Annotated in this window: 16 protein-coding genes; 2 read left to right on the top strand and 14 right to left on the bottom strand. The window is 62.3% G+C overall.

The features are described from left to right. Positions 1-35 precede the first annotated feature (35 nt). Genes R6254_RS02800 through argS form a run of 3 tightly spaced genes read right to left on the bottom strand, consistent with a single transcriptional unit; the run spans position 36 to position 3,112 of the window. Positions 36-689, bottom strand: a complete 654-nt coding sequence (locus tag R6254_RS02800) for a thiol:disulfide interchange protein DsbA/DsbL (protein ID WP_318404231.1) — start codon at positions 687-689, stop codon at positions 36-38. Positions 690-740: 51 nt separating this feature from the next. After that, positions 741-1,424 (bottom strand): SPOR domain-containing protein, encoded by a 684-nt coding sequence (locus tag R6254_RS02795; RefSeq protein ID WP_318404230.1) that lies wholly within the window; start codon positions 1,422-1,424, stop codon positions 741-743. A 14-nt stretch (positions 1,425-1,438) separates the two neighbouring features. Continuing rightward, positions 1,439-3,112, bottom strand: coding sequence for an arginine--tRNA ligase (gene argS, locus R6254_RS02790; RefSeq protein ID WP_318404228.1), 1,674 nt, complete (start codon positions 3,110-3,112; stop codon positions 1,439-1,441). A 413-nt stretch (positions 3,113-3,525) separates the two neighbouring features. Between argS and R6254_RS02785 the strand changes: the two genes are divergently transcribed. Beyond that, positions 3,526-3,876 (top strand): hypothetical protein, encoded by a 351-nt coding sequence (locus tag R6254_RS02785; RefSeq protein ID WP_318404226.1) that lies wholly within the window; start codon positions 3,526-3,528, stop codon positions 3,874-3,876. Between the two features lie 202 nt (positions 3,877-4,078). Here the strand turns inward: R6254_RS02785 and R6254_RS02780 are convergent, their stop codons facing one another. The 8 genes from R6254_RS02780 to R6254_RS02745 all read right to left on the bottom strand — a co-directional run bounded on the left by R6254_RS02780 (position 4,079) and on the right by R6254_RS02745 (position 11,726). After that, positions 4,079-4,996, bottom strand: coding sequence for a LysR family transcriptional regulator (locus R6254_RS02780; protein ID WP_318404224.1), 918 nt, complete (start codon positions 4,994-4,996; stop codon positions 4,079-4,081). A gap of 66 nt (positions 4,997-5,062) precedes the next feature. Next, on the bottom strand, positions 5,063-5,968 hold the full coding sequence (locus R6254_RS02775) for a sugar phosphate isomerase/epimerase family protein (protein WP_318404223.1): 906 nt from the start codon (positions 5,966-5,968) through the stop codon (positions 5,063-5,065). Beyond that, positions 5,965-6,885: a VOC family protein gene (locus tag R6254_RS02770; RefSeq protein ID WP_318404221.1), complete on the bottom strand. Its 921-nt coding sequence runs from the start codon at positions 6,883-6,885 to the stop codon at positions 5,965-5,967. Before R6254_RS02770 ends, R6254_RS02775 begins: the two co-directional genes overlap by 4 nt. Before the next feature lie 56 nt (positions 6,886-6,941). Further along, positions 6,942-7,775, bottom strand: coding sequence for a shikimate dehydrogenase family protein (locus R6254_RS02765; protein WP_318404219.1), 834 nt, complete (start codon positions 7,773-7,775; stop codon positions 6,942-6,944). Positions 7,776-7,921: 146 nt separating this feature from the next. Further along, positions 7,922-8,929 carry a TRAP transporter substrate-binding protein gene (locus tag R6254_RS02760; protein WP_318404217.1) on the bottom strand — a complete coding sequence of 336 codons (1,008 nt, stop codon included), beginning with the start codon at positions 8,927-8,929 and terminating at the stop codon, positions 7,922-7,924. 120 nt (positions 8,930-9,049) lie between these two features. Then, positions 9,050-10,330 (bottom strand): TRAP transporter large permease subunit, encoded by a 1,281-nt coding sequence (locus R6254_RS02755; RefSeq protein WP_318404214.1) that lies wholly within the window; start codon positions 10,328-10,330, stop codon positions 9,050-9,052. A gap of 69 nt (positions 10,331-10,399) precedes the next feature. Continuing rightward, positions 10,400-10,936: a TRAP transporter small permease gene (locus tag R6254_RS02750; RefSeq protein WP_318404212.1), complete on the bottom strand. Its 537-nt coding sequence runs from the start codon at positions 10,934-10,936 to the stop codon at positions 10,400-10,402. Between the two features lie 106 nt (positions 10,937-11,042). Next, complete coding sequence (locus R6254_RS02745) at positions 11,043-11,726, bottom strand: TetR/AcrR family transcriptional regulator (RefSeq protein WP_318404210.1); 684 nt, start codon at positions 11,724-11,726, stop codon at positions 11,043-11,045. 371 nt (positions 11,727-12,097) lie between these two features. Between R6254_RS02745 and R6254_RS02740 the strand changes: the two genes are divergently transcribed. Beyond that, the gene (locus tag R6254_RS02740) at positions 12,098-12,412 is read left to right on the top strand and encodes a collagen-like protein (RefSeq protein WP_318404209.1); all 315 of its coding nucleotides are present in this window, start codon (positions 12,098-12,100) and stop codon (positions 12,410-12,412) included. 104 nt (positions 12,413-12,516) lie between these two features. On the opposite strand, the gene R6254_RS02735 is transcribed toward R6254_RS02740, so the two are convergent. From R6254_RS02735 to R6254_RS02725, 3 genes are all read right to left on the bottom strand, one after another. Further along, on the bottom strand, positions 12,517-13,518 hold the full coding sequence (locus tag R6254_RS02735) for a Bug family tripartite tricarboxylate transporter substrate binding protein (RefSeq protein ID WP_318404208.1): 1,002 nt from the start codon (positions 13,516-13,518) through the stop codon (positions 12,517-12,519). After that, positions 13,515-14,738 (bottom strand): CaiB/BaiF CoA transferase family protein, encoded by a 1,224-nt coding sequence (locus R6254_RS02730; protein WP_318404207.1) that lies wholly within the window; start codon positions 14,736-14,738, stop codon positions 13,515-13,517. The genes R6254_RS02735 and R6254_RS02730 overlap by 4 nt, the downstream gene beginning before the upstream one ends. 136 nt (positions 14,739-14,874) lie before the next feature. Beyond that, on the bottom strand, positions 14,875-15,849 hold the full coding sequence (locus tag R6254_RS02725; RefSeq protein ID WP_318404206.1) for a Bug family tripartite tricarboxylate transporter substrate binding protein: 975 nt from the start codon (positions 15,847-15,849) through the stop codon (positions 14,875-14,877). Positions 15,850-15,900 lie beyond the last annotated feature (51 nt).

The following is a 15,900-nucleotide window of genomic DNA, read 5'->3' as shown; positions in this document are numbered from 1 at the left end:
TACCCGGCGGCGGCATCCAGCTGGCCGCTTGGGGATTAAGCTTTTCGGGCCTGGGTAATCAGGTAGTCCGTCACCAGCAGCGCGCGATCCATGGTTTTTGCCAGTTCGCCTGAAGTATAGAAACGCCCGGCCACGCCCAGGGCTGGCACGCCGTCCACCTTGTAGGCGTCTTGCAACTGCGTGGCCTTGCGAGCCTTGGTGGCGATGCCAAAGGAGTTGTACATTTCCACAAACTTGGCCTTGTTGATGCCTTGCTTCTCGGCCCAGGCGGCCACCAGCTCGGGGGTGTTCAGCATCTGCTTTTCGTTATGAATCGCGAAAAACACCTTTTTGTGGAGTTCGTCGACCTTGTTCATGGCTTCCAGCACATAGTAAAGACGCTGCTGCGGCTCGAAGTCGGCGCGGAAGGACACCGGCACACGCCGCACCGCCACGTCTTGGGGCGCTTTTTTGCTCCAGGCGTCAAACGCCGGCTCAAACTGGTTGCAGTGCGGGCAGCTGTACCAGAAAAACTCCACCACCTCGACCTTGCCGGCCGGCGCGTCGACCGGTGCGCGTTTGTCGAGCAGCAGGTAATCGCGGCCTTCCTGGGGCGCTTGGCCCTGGGCCTGGGCCGAGGTTGTCAAAGCGCCCAGGGAAGCGGCGGCAGCCACGGAAGCGGCGGATATCGAAAATTCACGTCTTTGCATCAAGCATTTCTCCATTAGTGCGACAGGTTGGACACCCTGGCCTCAGAAAGTTCAGCGCTGAACCCGGACCAGGGCAGTTTCGATGCCGCTGCCATCCAGGCGCTCCTTGGCTTTGTCGGCATCCTCTTTTTTATCAAACGGCCCGAGGCGCACGCGAAACACGGTGCGGCCCGACTGTTCGCGCTCGGTGACCTTGGCTTCCAGGCCCATCAGCGAGATTTTGGCGCGCTGCTGCTCGGCGTCTTCAGGCGTGCGGAAAGCCCCGACCTGCACAAAATAATTGAAAGGGTCCGGGCCGGACGCAGTGGCCGGCGTCGCCAGCTTGGCTTTGGCCAGGTCACCGATGGGGTCGGCCGATGGCGGTTTCGCGGGCTTGACGGTCGGGTCGGCCACGGGTTTCTGCGCGGTCACAGGCGCTTGCGGCGTGACATCGGTCACCGGGCCGCCGGACGCAGTGGCCGCCGCTGGCGCGGACGCCGGTTTGGCCGGATTTTTGCCGTACAACGGTGCGTTCGGGTTCCAGTTCTGGTTCTTTTTGGCCTCGGCCGCGTCATGGTCGGGGTTGCGCGACTGGCCCTTGTTCATGAAAGGCACGGGCACCTTGGTGATGTAAACGGCCACGGCCAGCGCCGCGGCCAAGCCAATCAGCGCGCCAATGATCAGGCCCAGAAAGGTGCCGCCGCGTTGTGGGTTCATGCCTGGCCGGCTGGGCCGGTGGGAGGGGGTACGCGCCATGGTCTCATCATTCCTTACATTTTGCGCGGGGCATCAACACCCAGCACGGCGAGGCCATTGTGCAACACCTGCGCCGTCGCCGCGACCAGGGCCAGGCGCGCGAGTTTGACCACGGCGTCATCAACCAGGATGCGCTCGGCATCGTAATAGCTGTGGTAACAGGCGGCCAGTTCGCGCAGGTAAAACGCCACGTCGTGCGGCGCAAAACCGCTGGCGGCGTTGCTCAGCATGTCGGGGTATTTGGCGATCAGCAGCATCAAGGCCTGGGCCTGCGGGCTGTCCAGCGCTGACAGGTCCACCGACTTGAGTTCGGCCTCGTCGCCGCCCCAGGCGGTCAGCACCGAGCAGATGCGGGCATGGGCGTATTGCACGTAATACACCGGGTTTTCGTTGTTTTTCGCCAGCGCCAGGTCGATGTCGAAGATGTATTCGGTGTCGGGCTTGCGGCTGAGCAAAAAGAAACGCACGGCGTCCTTGCTGGTCCACTCGATCAGGTCGCGCAAGGTCACATAACTGCCGGCGCGTTTGGATATCTTGACCTCTTCGCCATTGCGCACGACCCGCACCATGGTGTGCAAGACGTAGTCGGGGTAGCCCTGAGGCACACCCTCATTGGCCGCCTGCAGACCGGCGCGCACCCGGGCAATCGTGCCGTGGTGGTCCATGCCCTGGATGTTGATGGCCTTGCTGTAGCCGCGCTCCCATTTGGCCAGGTGGTAAGCCACGTCAGGCACAAAATAGGTGTAGCTGCCGTCGCTCTTTTTCATCACACGGTCTTTGTCGTCACCGTAGTCGGTGGACTTGAGCCACAAAGCGCCGTCCTGCTCGTAGGTCTTGCCGGCGTTCTTGAGTTTGGCCACCGTGGACTCGACCCGGCCCGAGCTGTACAGGCTGGACTCCAGGTAGTAGTTGTTGAACTTGACCGAGAAGGCTTTGAGGTCCAAATCCTGCTCGTGGCGCAGGTAGGCAACGGCGAACTGGCGGATCGAGTCGGTGTCTTCCACGTCGCCCGAGGCGGTGTATTCGCGGTCGTCGGACTTGACGGTTTTTTTGGCCAGGAAGTCAGCCGCGATATCGGCGATGTAGTCGCCGTTGTAGGCCGACTCCGGCCAGCCGGCGTCGCCGGGCTTGATGCCCTTGGCGCGCGCCTGCGTGCTGGCAGCCAGCGTCTGGATCTGCACACCGGCGTCGTTGTAATAAAACTCGCGATAAACCTCGGCGCCCTGGGTGACAAACAGGTTGCAGATGGCGTCACCCAGGGCGGCCTGGCGGCCATGGCCCACATGCAACGGCCCGGTCGGGTTGGCCGACACAAACTCGACAATCATGCGCTGGCCGTTGGCGGCCTGGGTGCCGTAGCCGGGTCCGGCCTTGAGCACTTCGCGCACGGTTTCTTGCTTGGCTGCGGGTTTGAGGCGGATGTTGATGAAGCCGGGGCCGGCGATCTCGATGGCGTCCACCCAACGCTCGAAAGCCGGGGCTTTCAGCAGGAGGGCGCGCAGGTTCTCGGCCAACTGGCGGGGATTGAGTTTGAGCGGCTTGGCCAGCTGCATGGCGGCCGTGCAGGCGAAATCGCCATGGGCCGCCACTTTGGGGGATTCAAACGCGGCCTTGTCGCCTGCGCCTGGGGAAAGTTCTTCCAGCCCCGCAGCCAGGGCCGCGAGCAGGTCTTGTTTAATCGAGAGCATGGGCCGATTTTACGGTTAAGAGCCTGCTCCCAATCTCGATGGGGTCGCGTTGGGACGCAATCGGGATGAGTTGGTCGCCAAGATCACGCAGCATGGGCTCATGCCCATGCAAGGGATTTGGTGGGCAAATCGCCCGATTTCGCCCCAACCCGAAGGGCAGGTGCCTTTTCGGGCGCTCCGCGGCGTTGCGGCGCTTGCCAATAGCCAGCTATTGGCGGCGCACCGCGCCTTGCAGCCCATCCCGAAAAAACACCTGCGCGGCCCCATGGAGATTGGGAGCAGGCTCTTAGCCGCGTGCCGTCCGGGCCAGGGACCTACCCGGTCATCGAATTTGCCCGGCGAAGCGTTATGTGTTGGAATTCCACCCGGAATTCAATCCTGATTCCCCACCCTTCCTACTCCTGGAGCCACCCATGAAAAAACTGTTGTCCCTGATCGCTATGACCTTTGCCATGTCGATGGGCCTGTCGGCCGTGGCCCATGCAGCGGGCGCCGATACCGATTGCGCCGCCAAGTCTGCCGAGAAAAAGCTGGCGGGTGCCGCCAAGGCCAGCTTCGAGAAAAAATGCATGGCTGACGCAGGTGCAGCGCCCGCAGCCCCTAGCGCCGCCTGTGAAAAATCGGCTGCCGACAAAAAACTCGCCGGCGCCGCCAAAACCTCACACATCAAAAAATGCATGGCTGACGCAAAACCCGGTGCCACGCCAGCTGCTGCGGCTGCCGGCGCCAAACCCATGGCAGCTGATGCTGGTGCGAAGAAATAAGCCGTCAACGACGGCTCTGGCATTGAACTGATGCCGCACCCCCGTCCGGGCAACCTGGCGGGGGTTTTTACTGGGGCAAGGGGGAAATTCGAGGGTTTGCGCGTCGCTATTAATTCAATAGCTGCTTGCGCCCATACCTAAAGGGCTAGAGGCTCTTTTTTCTTAAGAAACCACGCCAGACAGCAAAACGCCCCCGGCCTGGCTAACGTTTACGCGCACCGGCCCAGAATTCGGACTGGCTGTAGTTGTGTTTCAAAAAATCAATCCACAGCCGCACCCGCAGCGGCAGGTGTTTGCGCTGCGGAAACACGGCGTAAATGCCGTTGGGCGGCGCATCAAAGTCTTTCAGCACCGGCACCAGCTTGCCGGCGGCGATTTCCGCCTCCACCTCCCAGGTACTGCGCCAGGCAATGCCGCAGCCGTCCATACACCAGTCGTGCAAGACCTGGCCGTCCGAACAGTCGAGCGGGCCGCCGGGTTTGAAATGCACCACCTCGCCGCCGACCAAAAAAGCCCAGCCCCGGGTTTGCGAGGCATCGCTGGACAGGGTCAAACAGGCAAATTTGGCCAGGTCGGTCGGATGTTGCGGTGTGCCGTAACGTTTGAGGTAGTCGGGTGCGGCCACACACAGGCGCCGGTTGTCGGCCATACGCACGCTGACCAGCGAGGAATCCGGCATGTCGCCGACCCGCACCGCGCAGTCAAAGCCTTCCCCGGCCAGGTCCACCACGCGGTCGCTAAGGTTGAGCGAAATGGTCACATCGGCATGGAGTTCACGAAATTTGGGCACCAGGGGCGCAACATGGCGGCGGCCAAAACCCGCCGGCGCGGTGATGCGCAAATGCCCGCTGGCCTTGACGCCGCCGGCCGAGACACTGGCCTCGGCGTTGGCAAAGTCCACCAGCAGGCGCTGGCAGTCTTCCAGGAAGGCGCTGCCTTCATGGGTCAGGGACATGCGGCGTGTGGTGCGCACCAGCAGCTTGACGCCCAGCCGTTCTTCCAGCGCATCCAGCCGCCGGCCCATGATGGCCGGCGCCACCCCTTCGGCCTTGGCGGCGGCGGTCAGGCTGCCACGTGTGGCGACCGACACAAAAGACTCCAGCTGCTTGAGTTTGTCCATGCGTCATTATGTACAAAATTGTTTCGAATCATCTTGTTTTTCAAATGATTCCGACAATTCGCATACTCAGCCGACTGTCCTGCGTTTCAGGCGGATCTGATTCGGCAAAGGCACGGAACGCCGCAGCACATCCTCGCCCAGCCACAAGGCCGAACGCCAGGCGCGCTGGGCCACGGTGGCTAGCGGCATCTGCTGGTAGTCGTCGTTGAAGACCTCGAAGCTGTAATCGCCGCGGTAACCCAGCTCGTGCAGGCGTGTCACCAGCGCCGCGAGGGCTTGGCTGTGCACACCTTCGCCGGGAAAGACCCGGAAATGCCGGGCGGTGGCGATACGCTCCTCGACCGACTTGATCTCGGTCCACATGAAGTCGGCCAGTTGCACCAGGAATATCTTGGCCGGGTCCAGCAAGTCCAGCTCGTCCAGCGGGGTGCGGGTGGCAAACATGTGGAAGGAATCAAAACCCAGGCCGAGGTTGGGCATGTCGGCCTGGCTGATGATGTCCCAGGCCTGCGGAAATTCATTCACCGTGCGGCCCCAGGACAGGGCTTCGTAGGCGATCCGGATATTCATGGGGATGGCCAGCATGGCCAGCTTGCGCAGGTCCTTGACCAGCACCTGCGTCTCGCGGGTGGCGTGTACGGAGGTCGACGAGCAGATCAGCAGCAGGCGGCAACCCAGCCGGTGGCACATCTCCAGCATGGACTTGGCAATGTCCACCTTGTAGTCATGCAGGTGGCCTGACAGGCCCTCGAAATCACGCAGCACCTGGAAGCCCGTGACGCGCAGGCCGCTGGCACGCACGGCGGCCACGGCCGCTGCCAGGCCATCGGGGTGGCCCACCAGGTCCTTGGCGGCCAGCATGATCTGGGTGAAACCGGCGTCACGCACGGCCTGGAGTTTGGCTTCCAGCGGGCCGGCCAGCGAGATGGTGTCCATCCCGAAGTCGGCTATGTTGCCACTGGCGTGGCTCATGATGAAACGCCGCGCTCGTTGTGCACCAGCTCGAAACTCACACCGCCCGGCCCGGTTTTGACCAGCGCCCCCCGATCAGCGGTGTGTACGCCACTTGATTCGACAAATTCCACACCGCGCTGACCAAGCGCGGCCACCGCCGCCAGCACGTCGGCCGTGCCCAGGCCGATACGCTGCAGGCTTTCGTCATCCTCCACGTCCAGCACACCGGCTTCCGGCTCGATCAACTGGATATAAAACCGCGATGCGGCCGGACACGGGCTGCGCAGAATCCGGCCCTTGGGCAAGATGCCAAAGCGCTGCTCGGCGGGCAACTCGGCAAAGCCGAACAACTCGCGGTAAAACGCCGACCAGTCTTCGGCGCGGTCGTTGCCGATGTATTGCACGACACCGAAAAAATGCAGGCCTGCCAGCGCCGGCGGCTTCGGGTCCACGCCAGGAATCGGCACAAAGTCCACGTCGTAGATGGAAAATCGGTCGTAGCCATCGACGAAATAAATACGGCTGCTGCCTACACCGTGGATGGCCGGGATGTTGAGTTCCATCACCTCCACGCGTGAAGGCACGGCCCAGGCACCGCGGTCCAGCGCGCGGCGGTAGGCGGCCGCGGCATCACGCACACGTAATGCCACGGCGGCGATCACCGGCTTGCCTTCCGTCGCCGCGGCGTCCGCATCAAGCTGGGCCGGCACATGGGCGTTGACAATCACGTTGATGGCACCCTGCCGGTAGAGCAGGACCTCGCGCGACCGGTGGCGGGCGATCGGGCGAAAACCCATCTTCTCCAGCACCTGCCCCAGCGCCTGCGGCCGGCTCGTGCGGTATTCAATGAACTCAATGCCGTCCAGCCCGAGCGGGTTGGCGACCTCCGTGATCGATTCCCGGTCAGCGCTTGTGACCGGTTGTGGGGTGTTCATGCTGTTCTCCGGTGTTGGCTGTGGTGGTCCTTGGGACGTTGTGCGGTGCGCAGAGCTTAATAACTGAGGCGGGCCACCGCGCGCAAGGCCTCGGGCGTTGCGGTGCCGAAGCCAAAAAATTCAAGGTAGGCCGGGATCTGCTCGAACAACATGTCCGAGCCCACCTGCACCGCGCAACCACGCGCCTGGGCCGCGCGCAGAAAAGCCGTCATCTCTTTTTTCATCACCACCTCGCCCGCAAACGTGGAGGGCGCCATGCGCGCCACATCGACCGGCAGGGGGTCGCCCTCGTTCATGCCCAGCGGCGTGGCATTCACCACCAGGTCGTAACCGGCCGGGTCGTTGTTGCCGGTGCTGAGCTGCAGCGCCGGGTAATGCTTGCGCAGGCGGGCGGCCAGGGCGTCGGCAGAAGCCGGATGACGGTCGTACAGCCCCATCGCACGCACGCCAGCCGCCGCCAACGAGGCGGCAATCGCCGAACCCACGCCGCCGCAGCCCACCACCAGCACGCGAGCCCCTGCCAGCCGCAGGCCCTTGCGCAACACGCCACGCACAAAACCGGCGCCATCAAACATGTCGCCCAGCAGGCTGCCGTCGGGGCGGCGCAGGATGGCGTTGCAGGCGCCGGCGATGTCCACGGCCGGGGTGTGGTCGTCCAGCAAAGCCAAGGTTGTCACCTTGTGTGGCATGGTGATCAGTGCGCCACGAATGTTGGTGAGCTTGAACAGGCTTTTCAGCACCTGCGCATAGTCCTCGGGTTTGACCCCCATGGGCATCACCACGGCATCGATGCCGGCCTGCTCGAACCAGGGGTTGTAAATCATGGGCGCCTTGAAAGCTTCCGTCGGATAACCGATGTGGGCGATCAGGGTGGTGGTGCCGCGAATCATGGCCGCCCCCTCTGGAAGGTGGCCGCGCACAAGGCTGCGCTGCCGGCATTAAGGATCAAGGTGCTGTTCATGCGAGTCAAAAATGTCGGATAAAAGAAGCGCGCCGCCCGAGACAAGGTGTTCCGGGCGGAGAAAAGCGTTCGACCTTATTTGCGCAACTTGGTCAACTCGGTCATCAATTCATTGACCGTGGATTCGCCCACACCGGCGGAATATTTGGCGATCACCGGCTTCATCTTCTCGCGCAGCTTGGTCATTTCGGCGGGTGGCAACTCGGTGACCTGCATGCCCGCCTTCTTGAGCGCATCCAGCGTGGTGCCCGCGGCATCACGTGCGGCCTGGCGCTGGTATTTGCCAGCTTCGATCGCAGCATCGGCCAGCAGTTTTTTCTCGTCGCCGGAGAGTTTGTCCCAGAACTTCTTGCTGATGATGACCGACTGCGGGTTGTAAACGTGGTTGGTCAGGGTCAGGTGTTTCTGGACCTCGGCAAACTTGTTGGCCAGGATGGTGTTCAGCGGGTTTTCCTGGCCGTCCAGCGCCTTGGATTCCAGGGCGGCATACACCTCGGGAAACGCCATGGGTGTGGGGTTGGCGTCCAGCGCCTTGACCCAGTCCAGGTTGATGGGGTTGGGGATCACGCGGATTTTCAGGCCGGCCAGGTCTTCCACCTTGTTGATGGCGCGTTTGCTGTTGGTCATGTTGCGAAAGCCCAGCTCCCAGTAAGCCAGGCCGACCATGCCTTTATCCTGCAGCTTGTCGTGCAGTTTTTTGCCGAAGGGGCCGTCCACCACGGCATCGGCTTCTTTTGCATTCGCAAACAGGAAGGGGAAGTCATAAATCGCGAACTCCTTGACCTGGCTGGCCAGGATGCCGGAATTCAACACCACCATTTCGATGGTGCCGCCCTGCAGACCCGAAACGTTGGGCGCATCGCCGCCCAGCACGCCACCGGGAAACAGGTTGACCTTGATCTTGCCGCCGGATTTGGTGCTGACGATCTCGGCAAACTTCTCCATGCCCATCACGATGGGATGGCCCTTGGGGTTCTGGTGGGCAAACTTGATCGTGTGTTCCTTGATGTCCTGTGCCGCGGCCAGACCGAAAGCGCCGAGCGTGGCCGCAGCCACCAGGGTTTTGATCATCAGACGTTTCATTGTTGTCTCCTTGGGAATCTCTCAGTACGCCAACCGTAAAAGTGCAGGACATGCGCGTACCAGGCATGCCGCCACACAGGAAATCAGGATCGATGCCGGTCGGCACTTGAACCCATATTTCTATCCATAGAGAAACCGTGCGGGCCACATCACAATCTGCGGGAACAACACCATCAGGAACATGAGCGCGAATTGCACGGCCATGAAGGGCAACACGCCGCGTGTCACCTCGTCCATCTTCATGCGGCCCACGCCTGCCACCACGTTGAGCACCGTGCCCACGGGCGGGGTCACCAGCCCGATGGAGTTGTTGATGATGAACAACACGCCGAAATACACCGGGTCGATGCCGGCCGCCTTGACCAGGGGCATCAGCACCGGCGTCAGGATCAGGATGGTGGGTGTCATGTCCATGGCGGTTCCAACAACCATGACCAACACCATGATGGCCATCAGCAGCAGCGTGGGGTTGCCCAACAAGGGCTCCAGCAGGCTGATGACTTGCGCGGGCAACTGGGCCACGGTGATGAGCCAGGCCGAGACCATGGCAGCGGCAACCAGAAACATGATGACGGCGGTGGTTTTGGCGGCCGCAAGAAAAACGTCGTACAACTGCTGGATGCTTAACTCGCGGTAGATGACACCCGCAACAAACAGCGCATACACCGCGGCCACCACGGCCGCTTCGGTGGGCGTGAAAACGCCCATGCGCAAGCCCACCAGAATGATCACCGGCAGCATCAAGGCCCAGCCAGCCTGGCGCATGGCCAGCAGCACCTCACTGCGCGAACGGCGGGGCGGGGTGGCGATGTGCTCGCGGCGTGTCAGCCACCACCAGGTCAGCCACAAACCGGCGCCCAGCACCAGGCCAGGAAAAATGCCGGCCAGAAACAATTTGCTGATCGACACATTGGCGGCCACACCAAAAATCACAAACCCGATGGACGGCGGAATGATGGGCCCGATGACGCCGCAGGCCGCGATCAGGCCGCCGCTGCGCGCCTTGTCATGCCCGGCCTTGACCATCATGGGCAGCAGCAGAGCCGTGAGCGCGGCCGCGTCGGCCACGGCCGAGCCCGACAAGGCCGACAACAAACAAGCGGCAATGATGGTCACATAACCGAGGCCGCCCTTGATGTGGCCGACCAAGGCCATGGCGAAGTTAACAATGCGCCGCGACAATCCGCCGGTGTTCATCACCTCGCCGGCCAGCATGAAAAAAGGCACGGCCAGCAGCGGAAAACTGTCGGCCCCGTTGATGACGTTTTGCGCGAGGATCTGCGCGTCGAACATGTCCATGTGCCACATCAGGGCGGCACCACACAACAACAGGGAAAAAGCGATCGGCACGCCCAGGGCCATGGCGGCCAGCAGGGAACCGAGAAAAACAGCAATGGTCATGACGATGCTTTAGTCAGTTGGGGACAGAGCTGGCTCACTGCGTGTAGCTGCGGTCTGTCCCGCAAAGGTTTACAAGGGCTTGGGCAGGTCAAGAGGCTCTTCTTCGGACTCGCGTATGCCTATCAGCTCGGCCTCCGACAGCTGGCCGGACAGCAAGCGCCAGAGTTGGTTGAGCAGGATCACAGCGCCCGAAACGGCAAACACCAAACCGCAGCCGTAAAACAAGGCCATCGAGGTTTCCATCGCAGCGCTGGTGGAATCCCAGTTGATCTTGACCTGCTCCAGCGAGCCCTGGAACAGCAGCCAGCAGATGTACAACATCAGTAGATGGCCGATGAACAGGCAGGTTTTTTTGCCCCGCAGCGGCAGGCGCGAAACCAGGCTGTCGGTGCCCAGGTGTGCGCCCTCGTTCATCGCCACGATGCCGCCCAGAAAGGTGAGCCAGACGAAGAGCCAGCGCGACAACTCTTCCGACACAGCAATGCCGGAGTTCATGGCGTAACGCAAGACCACATTGGTAAACACCAGCACCACCATGAGCGCCAGACAGGCCACGATCAGCCACGAGAGGGCCTGGCAATAGCGGTTTATCAGTTTCTGGATCACGGTTGGGCTCCTGCCTACAAATCACCTCATTAATGTACGAACTAGTTAGTTTTTACAAATCAGTGATTACCCCATGCCGCCCGCACGCAGCGGCGACAGGGGCCGTTCAGACCTGAACGAAACGCACGACCATCTCCACGATGTTCTGGCGCCGGACCGCCAGGGCTTCGGGCGACTGGCCGTCACGTTTGAAGATCAGGCCAAAGGTATGCTGGTTGGACACATTGAAAAAAGTCAGCGCCGAGATCGACGCATGGATGTCGATGGCGTCCAGGCCGGGCCGGAACACCCCCGAGGCCACGCCGCGGTCGTAGAGCTGGCGAATCGCCTGGATGGCCGGCACGTTGAGCGCCTCGATGACTTCGCTTTGCGCCAGATAGACACCGCGCTCCATGTTTTCGTTCATCACCAGCCTGATGTAATCCTGGTTGTCATGGTGGTGGTCGAAGGTGAAACCCACGAGTCGGCGCAAGGCGTCCTCAGGCGGCAGGTCTTCAAGGTGCAGCTCGGCCTCGATGGTCCGCATGCGGCGATAGGCTTCCTCCAGCACCGCGATGTACAGGCCTTCCTTGCTGCCGAAATAGTAATAAATCATGCGCTTGCTGGTGCGCGTGGCAGCCGCGATCTCGTCGATGCGTGCGCCGCTGAGACCTTTGCTGGCGAACTCCGTGGTCGCCACCTCGAGAATCCCGGCCATGGTCCGCACCGGGTCGTTGGTGCGGGTGGTTTCGCGCGGCGACACCTTGGCCACCGGTTTCACCGGACGCGTGGAATGTACTGACTGGTCCATTTTGGCAGTATAGGGGCGGCCGAGGAACAAGGGGTGCACTGACGGACGAAAGCGCATGGGCAGTAAAAGCAACGCTTTGTGCCCACGTCGTGTCCGGCCCTGCGCCTACACCCGGCTAGCTCGCTGCCGCTTACAACTGGACAGGTGGGTGCAAAGAGGTTTCCAGATCTACAGTTCCGTGGAAATCCAAGCGCACCGATGCCCAAGAATGCGCGGAAGCAGCCGTCCATCGGCTGTTCCGGCTACGGAGAAGCGGGGTTACGTTCGCCATTGAACGCAACCGTACGCACATACAGCGTATTTTTTAACCCCACGACGACGGCCAAGCTGTTCAGACAGATGGTTTTCGTCAATTATCCAAAGGATTTTTTATGAATTACCCCCTCATTTTTTCAGCCACGCTGATGGCTCTGGCCTTGAGCGCCTGTGATCGCCCGGCCGCTGTGGTGACACCCCCCACCGTGGTGACCGTTCCGGTGCCCGGCCCCGCCGGCCCCACAGGCGCAACGGGCTCAACCGGCTCAACCGGTTCGACCGGTTCGACCGGTTACACCGGCGCGACGGGAGATACCGGCGCCACCGGCAACACGGGTAGTACCGGCAACACCGGCAGTACCGGGGCGCCAGGCCAGACCGGAAAAGACGGCGAGACCCTGGTCATCGTTCCGGCCACACCCTCACGCTGAGTTCCCCGCGCCATCCTGAAGCAGGAAGGCCTCGTGGCCGCCAGGCGTTAAAAAAGCCCCGGCCCCGGGCGACACCAGGACGGGGCTTTTTGCATGCGCGGCGCTTATTCCAGCTTGATGCCCGCGTCACGGATCAGTTTGCCCCACTCGGCTTGTTCCGCTTTCAGGTACCTGGCCACTTGCGCGGGATCACCGCTCAGGGGCGCGCTGCCTTCTGCCGCGAGCTGGGCAATCATGGTGGGATGGGTCAGGGCTTTGGCCACGGCCGCATTCAGCCGTTTGATCACCTCGGCCGGCGTGCCGGCCGGCGCCACGATGACTTTCCAGTCCACTGCTTCAAAACCCTTGTAACCGGCCTCGGCGACGGTCGGCACCTCGGGCAGGATGGCCAGGCGTTTGGTCGAGGTCACGGCCAGCGCGCGCAGCTTGTTGCCCTTGACCATGCCGATCACGGCTTGCGGCGTGGCGAACATGTAGTCGGTCTGGCCGCCCAGCAGGTCGGTGATGGCCGGCGCTGCGCCTTTGTAAGGCACGTTCAGCACCTTGATGCCGGTACGGCGCGCCAGCATTTCGCCGGCCAGATGCCCAACCGTGCCGGTGCCGGCCAGCGCCTGCTTGAGCTCACCGGGTTTGGCCTTGGCCGCCTTGATCGCATCAGCCAGTGTTTTCCACGGGGAATCGGCGCGCACCACCATCACGGTCGGCAGCTCGGCCACCAGGGCCACGGGCGCAAAATCCCTGGCCGGGTCAAAAGGCATGCTGGGCAACAAGGCCGGGTTGATGGCCAGGTTGGCGGTTTGCCCCATGCCTATGGTGTAGCCGTCGGCCTTGGACTTGGCCACCATGTCCAGGCCGATGTTGCCGCCGCCACCGGCCTTGTTGTCAATCAGAAAAGTCCACTGCGTATCTTGCGTGATGGTGTTGGCGATGTGGCGCGTGACCGTGTCAGTGCCGCCGCCCGGGGTGTAAGGCACGACAAAACGGATGGGTTTGTCAGGCCAGGCGGTCTGCGCCAGGACGGGCAAGCCGGCGATGCCGACCGCGCTGGCCAGCAGCAGCCCGCGGGTGAGGTGGGCGAAACGTGGGGGGCGGGTCGTGGTTGTCATGGGGTCTCTCCGAAAGTGATGTTGTGGGTTTTGAGCCGGGCGATGTCGGCCGCGCTGTAGCCGACCTCTTCCAGCAGCGCCTGGCTGTGCTGCCCCAGCGTGGGTGGCTGGAGCCGGATTTGCGGACGTTCACCGTCCAGGGTGAAAGGCATCAGCGGTACCTTGGCGGTGCTGCCGTCGTTCATGCGAATGGGCGCGAGACCGCCGGTGGCATTGAGGTGCGGATCGTCGAACAAATCCTGCGGCTTGGTGATGGGGGCAAACGGCAGCTCGTTTTTTTCAAACACGGCGCTGAGTTCGGCCGCGCTGTAAGCCGCCAGGTGGGAGCGCAACAGGGGCATCATCCAGTCGCGCGCCAGCACCCGATCGTTGTTGGACTTCAGGCGGGTATCGGCCAGTAGCTCTTCCAGGCCAAAGGCCTTGCAAAAAATCGCCCACTGCTTGTCGCTCACGGCGGCCAGAAAAATCTGCTCGCCGTCCTTGACAGTGAACACGTCGTACACCGCCCAGGCCGAGATGCGGCTGGGCATGGGGTCGGCGGCCTTGCCGGTGGCGGCGAACTGCATCATGTGTTGCGCCACCAGAAAGACATTGTTTTCGAACAGGGCCGATTGCACTTCCTGACCCCGGCCGGTTTTCTCGCGTGCGGCCAGCGCGGCCATGGCGCCAATCGCGCCAAACATGCCGCCCATGATGTCGTTGACACTGCTGCCCGCACGCAAGGGATCACCGACACGCCCCGTCATGTAGGCCAGGCCGCCCATCATCTGCACCACCTCGTCCAACGCCGTGCGGTGGTCGTAAGGGCCGGGCAGAAAACCCTTGTGGCTCACATAGATAAGACGCGGATTCAGCTTTTTCAGGGTGTCGTAGTCCAGGCCCAGCTTTTTCATGGTGCCGGGCTTGAAGTTCTCGCTGACGATGTCGGCGGTGGCAATCAGGCGCAGCGCGGCCTCCACGCCTTCGGGGTTTTTCAGGTCAAGCGCGATGCTTTTTTTGTTGCGGTTGAAGGTCGGGAAAAAACCAGAACCCGAGCCCAGCAGGCGCCGCGTGTTGTCGCCCTCTATGGGTTCCACCTTGATGACCTCGGCGCCCAGGTCGGCCAGCAACAGACCGCAGGTCGGGCCCATGACCATGTGGGTGAATTCGACAACACGGATGCCGGCATACGGCAGGGTGGACGGGTTGATCAGAGGGGGGGCAGTGTCTTTGCTTGTCATGTCAGTCATTCAAATCAAGATTCCGGGCAGGCGCAAAACATCTGTCGCGCAGAAGCGTCGGGCTGTCGCAGCTCGTGACCGAGACAAAGGATTCAAGTAGCTTGAACTTGTCCATGGTGCGCCCGTCGCCAGCGAATCAGTCGAGGGAGATGTGAGCGTCGCGAATGACGCGCCCCCATTTGTCGGTGTCGCGTTTCGTCCAGGCCTGCACCTCCTCGGGCGTGCTGCCAAGCAACTCGACGCCGTGGGGTTCGATCTTTGCCTGCAGCGCAGGATCCTGCAGCACCTTGCGCAAAGCGGCGTTCAGGCGCTCCACCACCGGCGTGGGCGTGGCCAGCGGGGCATACAGGGCATACCAGGTGGTGTAGTCGAAGCCGGGCAGCGTGGCCGATAACAGGGGCAAGGATCGGGTGGCGGCCGAGGTGCTCGCGGCAGTCGCTCCAATGACGCGTACGTAGCCCTTGTCCGCCACACCCTGCAAGGACGGCAAGCTGCTGAACATGGCACTGACCTGACCTGACACCAGGTCGCCGACGGCGGCGGAACTGCCCTTGTAGGGAACATGCAGCACGTCGGTTTTGGACAGTACCTTGAACATTTCCATGCCCAGGTGAGCCGTTCCGCCGGTGCCCGCAGACGCAAAACTCACTTTGCCTGGATTGGCCTTGGCGTAGTCCACCAGTTCTCGCACCGTCTTGACCGGCAGCTTGGCCGACACCACCAGCACATGCGCGCTGGTGGAGACCATGCTGACTGGCCGCAATTTGGCCAGCAGGTCGGCTCCGCCGTTTTTGCTGAGCAGGGGCTGCAGCACCACGTTGCCCAAGGCGGGCATCAACAAGGTATGCCCATCGGGTTCTGCACGTGCGACCGCGGTCAGTGCGGGCATACCCATGGCACCGCCCTGGTTCTCGATGAGCACGGGCTGCTTGAGTTCAACCGCCAGACGCTGAGCGATTTCCCGGGCGACCACATCGGCCGGTCCGCCCGCGGCGTAGGGCACCACCAATTTGACCGGCTTGCTGGGCCAGGGCGCTTGCGCGAAGGCGGCGGTTGGGATAGCCAAGGCGGCGCAGGCGAGTAAAAGGCCGGTACGGCGCTGGAAGTTCATGCCTTGTCTCCTGAAAAAGCGGGGTTGATCAAATTGAAAAAGGGGATCAGG

It is taken from the genome of Polaromonas potterensis (genome assembly GCF_033446725.1).
Taxonomy (GTDB): domain Bacteria; phylum Pseudomonadota; class Gammaproteobacteria; order Burkholderiales; family Burkholderiaceae_C; genus Polaromonas.
This window is presented reverse-complemented; position numbering and strand designations above follow the sequence as displayed.